This window comes from Nitratidesulfovibrio oxamicus (assembly GCF_015731765.1).
In the GTDB taxonomy this organism is placed as follows: Bacteria; Desulfobacterota; Desulfovibrionia; order Desulfovibrionales; family Desulfovibrionaceae; genus Cupidesulfovibrio; species Cupidesulfovibrio oxamicus.
In genome coordinates, this window is the sequence record NZ_VRYY01000139.1 from 1 (window position 1) to 5,804 (window position 5,804).

Consider the following 5,804-nt stretch of genomic DNA (forward strand, 5'->3'; position numbering starts at 1 on the left):
AATCCGCGCGCGGCCAGCGCCGGGCCCATGCGGGCCATGCGCAGGGCCGCCCGCGCCACCAGCGGCGGGCGCGTCTCGAAGGAAATGTCGTTGTTCAGGAACCACAGGTGCGTGCAGCCCATGTCCCGCGCCGCGTCCAGGCAGTACGCCAGCGCGCCGCCCCAGAACAGGTTGTTCGACAGCCTGCGCCATGCGCCGGTGGCCGGGCGAGAAGCCGCGTTGTCCAGCACCAGCACCCGCTCCGCGTGGTCCGGGTCTGCCCGGCGCAGGGTGTCGGACAGGTTGGCGGCCAGCGCCGGGTCGCCGTAGTGCAGGATGACCGTTGCGATGACGGGGGATGGCGCAGAGGCAGGCACGGCGTCCGACGCCGTGTCCGCGCCGCCTTCCGGCGCGCCGTTGCCCGTCACAGAATCTCCTGCAACTGCCGGAAGTTCTCCGGCTTGCCCACGGTAACCAGGGTGTCGCCGGGGTTCAGTTCGTAGGTGGATTCCGGGTTGAACAGCATGCGGCCATCGGGCTTCTTCACCCCGATGACGATGAGGTTGAACCGCTGCCGGATGCCCGACGCCATCAGCGTCTTGCCCGCCAGTTCCGAGGCGTCGCCCACGGTCAGCTCTTCCATCTGGATGTTCAGGTCTGTCTTGGAATGCGCCAGTTCCATGAACGTGGTCACCGTGGGCCGCAGGATGGACTGGGCCATGCGCAGCCCGCCCAGGTGGTGCGGCAGGAACACCCGGTCCGCGCCCGCCAGTTGCAGCTTGCCGATGTGCGAGCCGTCGCCCGCGCGGGCTATGATGGTCATGTCCGGGTTCAGCTGGCGCGCACTGAGCACCACATACACGTTGGCGGAATCCAGCGACAGCGCGGCAATGAGCGCCCGCGCGTGCCCGATGTTGCAGGCGTTGAGCACGTCGTCGCTGGTGGCGTCGCCCGCCAGGTGCACGATGCCGTCGTTCTCCAGCCGTTCCACGGCCACCGGGTCGTTTTCCACCACCACGATGGGCACGCCTTCCTGCATCAGTTCGCGCGCCACCACCGAACCGATGCGGCCATAACCGCAGATGACGCAGTGGCCACGTAGCGAGGATATGGTCTTCAGCACCCTGCGCCTCCCGAGCACTTTGTAAAGCTTGCCATCCACCAGCAGTTGCGAGAACGCGCCGAGGATGAAGGCGAAGTTGCCGACGCCCGTCAGAATCAGCACCGTGGTCAGCACCCGCCCGGGATTGGACAGGGGGTGCACTTCCTGAAAGCCCACGGTGGAAAGGGTGATGACCACCATGTAGAAGCTGTCCCACAGGGACCAGCCTTCGATATGCGAATACGCCCAGGTGGCCGAGGCGAACACCAGCAGCATGGTGCACTGGCTGACGACCAGAGGCCCCCACGCCCCAAGACGGGTGCGCAGCCGATGGTACTTGATGATCAGCGGGTGTTGCCGCATGCGCCGTCTTCCTGTGTGACCGTTGTGACCCGGAATGGGCTGATCTTACGTACCATGTACGCCATGGTGTGCCACGGCCCGCAATTGCGCAGTTGTCCCTGCCGCCATGCCCTTCAGCAAACCCGCCGCCATGCCCACGCCTGCGGCGTGCGTTCTGTTGCTTGCCGAATCCGCACGATGCACCGCTCGCCCTGCGACGCGCCGGACCCGGCATTCCGGTATCGGACGAACCGGAAAGTCCATCTCCGGCGCCCTACCCCGCGCCGCCTGCCCCCAGCAGGTGCTCGCGCAGCAGTCGGATGCGGTCGCGCAGTTCCGCCGCCCGCTCGAATTCCAGCTCCTTGGCGGCCTCGCGCATGTCGCGCTCCAGCTGCTGGATCTGCCTGGCCAGTTCGTGCGGATCGCTGGACCACGGGGCAAAGGTTTCCGCCGCCTGCGCCGCCCCCTTGCGCCCCTTGCCCTTGCGGCCCTTTGCCTCTGCGGCTTCGGCGTAGATGGCGTCGAACGGGGTTTCCACCGCCTTGCGGATGGTGGCGGGCACGATGTGGTGCGCCTCGTTGTAGCCGATCTGCCGTTCTCGCCGCCGCGCCGTCTCGTCCATGGCGGCCTGCATGGAGCGGGTCACCACGTCCGCGTACATCAGCACCCGGCCCTCGACGTTGCGCGCGGCGCGGCCAAAGGTCTGGATGAGCGAACCCGCGGAGCGCAGAAAGCCCTCCTTGTCCGCATCCAGTATGGATACCAGAGAAACCTCCGGAATATCAAGACCTTCACGCAGCAGGTTGATGCCCACCAGGACGTCGAATTCCTTGCGGCGCAACGCCTGGATGATGGCCATGCGTTCCATGGTGTCGATGTCGGAATGCAGGTAGCGGGCGGCCACGCCCATCTCGTTGAAGTATTCGGTCAGGTCTTCGGCCATGCGCTTGGTAAGGGTGGTCACCAGCACCCGCTCGCCGCGCGCGGCGCGCAGGCGGCATTCGCCCAGCAGGTCGTCCACCTGGCCTTTGGTGGGCCGCACCTCGACGATGGGATCCACGAGGCCGGTGGGCCGGATGATCTGCTCGGCCACGATGCCCTGCGAGCGGTCCAGTTCCCACTTGCCCGGCGTGGCGGACACATAGATGGCCTGGTTCAGCCGGGCCAGGAATTCGTGGAACTCCAGCGGGCGGTTATCCAGCGCGGACGGCAGGCGAAACCCGTAGTCCACAAGGGTAGACTTGCGCGAGCGGTCGCCCTTGTACATGGCCCCCACCTGCGAGACCGTGATGTGCGATTCGTCCACGAACAACAGGAAATCGTCGGGAAAGTAGTCCAGCAGGCACGAGGGCGGGTCGCCCGCCTTGCGGCCATCCAGATGGCGCGAATAGTTTTCCACCCCGTTGCAGTAGCCCATTTCCTCCATCATTTCGAGGTCGAGCATGGTGCGCTGCTCCAGCCGCTGCGCCTCAACCAGCCGGTTGGCTCCTTTCAGTTCGCGCAAACGCTCGCCCAGTTCGTCGCGGATGTCGGAAATGGCGCGCACCAGGTTATCGCGGTCGGACACGTAGTGGCTGGCGGGGTAGATGACCGTCTTGCCCACGGATGCCAGCACCTGCCCGGTGAGCGGATCGATCTCGTTGATGGCGTCGATGTCGTCGCCGAAGAACTCGATGCGCAGCGCCCGTTCGTGGTGATAGGCGGGAATGATCTCCAGCACGTCGCCGCGCACCCGGAAGGTGCCGCGATGAAAGTCGTAGTCGTTGCGCTCGTACTGCACCTCCACCAGCCGGGTGATCAGCGTATCCATGGACAGCCGCTGCCCGGTCTCCACGGGGATAATCAGCTTGGCGTAGTATTCCGGCGAACCCAAGCCGTAGATGCACGACACCGAGGCCACGATGACCACGTCGCGCCGGGTGAGCAGCGCGTGGGTGGCCGCGTGGCGCAACTTGTCGATATTGTCGTTGATGGACGAATCCTTCTCGATGTAGACGTCCGACGCGGGCACGTAAGCTTCCGGCTGGTAGTAGTCGTAATAGCTGACGAAATATTCCACCGCGTTTTCCGGGAACAACTGGCGGAACTCGTTGTACAACTGGGCGGCCAGGGTCTTGTTGGGGGCCAGCACAAGGGCGGGCCTGCCGCAGCGGGCAATGACCTGGGCCATGGTGAAGGTCTTGCCGGAACCGGTGACGCCCAGCAGCACCTGGTCCGTAACACCCGCCTCGATGTTGGAGACGATCTGGCCGATGGCTTCCGGCTGGTCGCCGCGCGGCTCGTAGTCGGTGCGCAGGATGAACGGGGATTGGGTCATGTGTGCATCCGTGGCCCGAAGGCCGGTGGTAAATCCTGAAAGGCCGTGACGGCACGCTGCCGCACTACGGCGGCGTGACCATGCGACCGGATGGAAACATGTCGGAGGGGGGACGAAGACGCGGTACGGCCTGCCGCCCCCTTCCATCCGTCGGAAAGATGGTCTAGAAAATCCGGAAGCGGCACGGCCCGTTGCCTGCACCCGAAGGTGCATCCCGACTGCCGTACCGCCAAACCCGACGAAGCACGCGCCTCCGGCGGCCAGGTCCACGACCCGGCAGGCCGGAACCACGCATGGAGCACGCATGGAACTGACCGTCATTCCCGTGGAAGGCACGCCCCCTGTGGAACGCATCCACGTCATATCCGTCACCATCCGCACCTTCAAGGGGCGGCGCAACGTACAGGCCCATCTTTTCCGGCTGGTCGACGAGGCCGCAACGGCAGCAGAGCTGGCCAACCTGCGCGCGGCGCCCGGGCTGGTGGGCGGTCCGCTGGAGCCGGACGCACCCGGCAGTGAAGACCTGACCGGCCCCGAAGCGGAAACGGACGCCCTGCGCATGGTGCTGGAAGCCTTCACCGAGGCGGAGCGCGATGCGGTGGTGAACTACCTTTCGCAACGCTACGCCGACCGGCTGACCTGCATCATCGCCTGCCCGCTGCAACTGCCTGTGCCGCGCGGCGTGGTGCCCTTTTCCGCCCTGCCCGAGGGCAAGACCATGGGGGTCATCCGCTTCGACGAGGTGCCCCGCTACCCCCTGCCTTTCGCCATTCGCGGTTTCTACGACCTGGCCCAGCACGAGCCGCTGGTGCACGAACAGGAATAACCCGCTGCGCCGCCGCGCGCCACATGGGTGCGCGGCATCGGACAGCAGCACGGTCCGGTGCCCTGCAGCCCTGCATGTCCCGGCCCGGTACACGTCCGGGCAAGCACGCGTCCGCGCCAATGCTCTCCGGGCAAGCACCATGCCCCGCCGCAGACGGGCCGCGCGGCCAGCGTCGCCCTTCGCCCGCTACAAGGGCCTGAAACCCGCCGGGACACGCCAATGCCGGGTCGGCATTGCTTCCGGCCCCGCCAGCCGCGCGACCATCCACGGGGCGCTCGGTCCCGGCGTCATGGTCCGCATCGGCAGCTCCGAAATTTCCGGGCAGCGCACCTCGCTGCCGTCGGCAAGGCGCAGCGCGCCGCCCACACCTTCCCCCAGCCGGGCCAGAAATTCCGGACGCGGCAGTTCGCGCGCGCCAAAGCGCACCATGTGCGGCGTGGTCTGCTGACAGTCGACGAGGGTGCAGCCCGCGTGGCGCAGCCAGGTCGCCAGCCAGGTGAAGGCCACCTTGGAGGCTTCCGGCACCAGGTGGAACATGGATTCGCCGTAGAACACCCCCCCCAGGGCCACGCCGTACAGCCCGCCCACAAGCCTGCCGTCCTGCCATGCCTCCGCCGAATGGGCGATGCCCAGACGGTGCAGCGCCTCGTAGGCGTTGATCATGGCGGGCACCAGCCAGGTGCCGCGCTGTCCCTGCCGGGGCGTGGCGGCACAGCGCCGGATGACCAGGGCAAAGGCCTTGTCGAAGGTGACCTCGAAGGCGTTCGAGCGGATGCACCGCGCCAGGCTGCGCGAGACGTGCAGTTCATCCGGCAGCAACGCGCAGCGCGGGTCGGGCGACCACCACAGGATGGGCGTGCCCCTGTCGTACCACGGGTAGATGCCGCGCAGGTAGGCGGCCACCAGCCGGGCGGGCGAAAGATCGCCCCCCACGGCCAGCAGCCCTTCGGGCGGCGCGGCGACCGGATCGGGAAAATCGGAACCGTCCCCGGTCATCCGGCCCAGTACACGCACGTTCATTTGCCGTTGGCGGCTTCGTCGCCGCCAAGCGGCTCGTAGCGGAACACCAGTCCCAGTCCGGCAATGCCCTGCTGACCGGTTGTCGGCGGGGCCTTGGCGGCGGCTGTCGGTGTAGCCGCGGCAGCGTCGGCGGATACGGCTGGCGGGGCACCATCCCTGGCCGCTGCCTTGCCCTTCCCCTTGCGGGCGGGCTTGGCGGGCGCGGCTGCAGCCTCCGG

The 5,804-nt window shown here is 67.2% G+C and carries 6 protein-coding genes; 1 reads left to right on the plus strand and 5 read right to left on the minus strand.

The features are described 5' to 3' along the window. From FVW20_RS06195 to uvrB, 3 genes are all read right to left on the minus strand, one after another. On the minus strand, window positions 1-407 hold a 407-nt coding region (locus FVW20_RS06195), incomplete at its 3' end, for a glycosyltransferase family protein (RefSeq protein WP_504739144.1). Continuing rightward, window positions 404-1,444, minus strand: coding sequence for a potassium channel family protein (locus FVW20_RS06200; protein WP_196608748.1), 1,041 nt, complete (start codon window positions 1,442-1,444; stop codon window positions 404-406). The genes FVW20_RS06200 and FVW20_RS06195, both read right to left, overlap by 4 nt. A gap of 253 nt (window positions 1,445-1,697) precedes the next feature. Then, window positions 1,698-3,740 (minus strand): excinuclease ABC subunit UvrB, encoded by a 2,043-nt coding sequence (gene uvrB, locus FVW20_RS06205; RefSeq protein WP_196608749.1) that lies wholly within the window; start codon window positions 3,738-3,740, stop codon window positions 1,698-1,700. A gap of 304 nt (window positions 3,741-4,044) precedes the next feature. On the opposite strand from uvrB, the gene FVW20_RS06210 reads away from it, so the two are divergent. Further along, window positions 4,045-4,566: a hypothetical protein gene (locus FVW20_RS06210; RefSeq protein ID WP_196608750.1), complete on the plus strand. Its 522-nt coding sequence runs from the start codon at window positions 4,045-4,047 to the stop codon at window positions 4,564-4,566. Between the two features lie 186 nt (window positions 4,567-4,752). On the opposite strand, the gene aat is transcribed toward FVW20_RS06210, so the two are convergent. Beyond that, a complete protein-coding gene (aat, locus tag FVW20_RS06215) occupies window positions 4,753-5,586 on the minus strand; it encodes a leucyl/phenylalanyl-tRNA--protein transferase (RefSeq protein WP_196608751.1) in 834 nt (277 codons plus the stop codon). Further along, on the minus strand, window positions 5,583-5,804 hold a 222-nt coding region (locus FVW20_RS06220; protein WP_196608752.1), incomplete at its 5' end, for a hypothetical protein. The genes aat and FVW20_RS06220, both read right to left, overlap by 4 nt.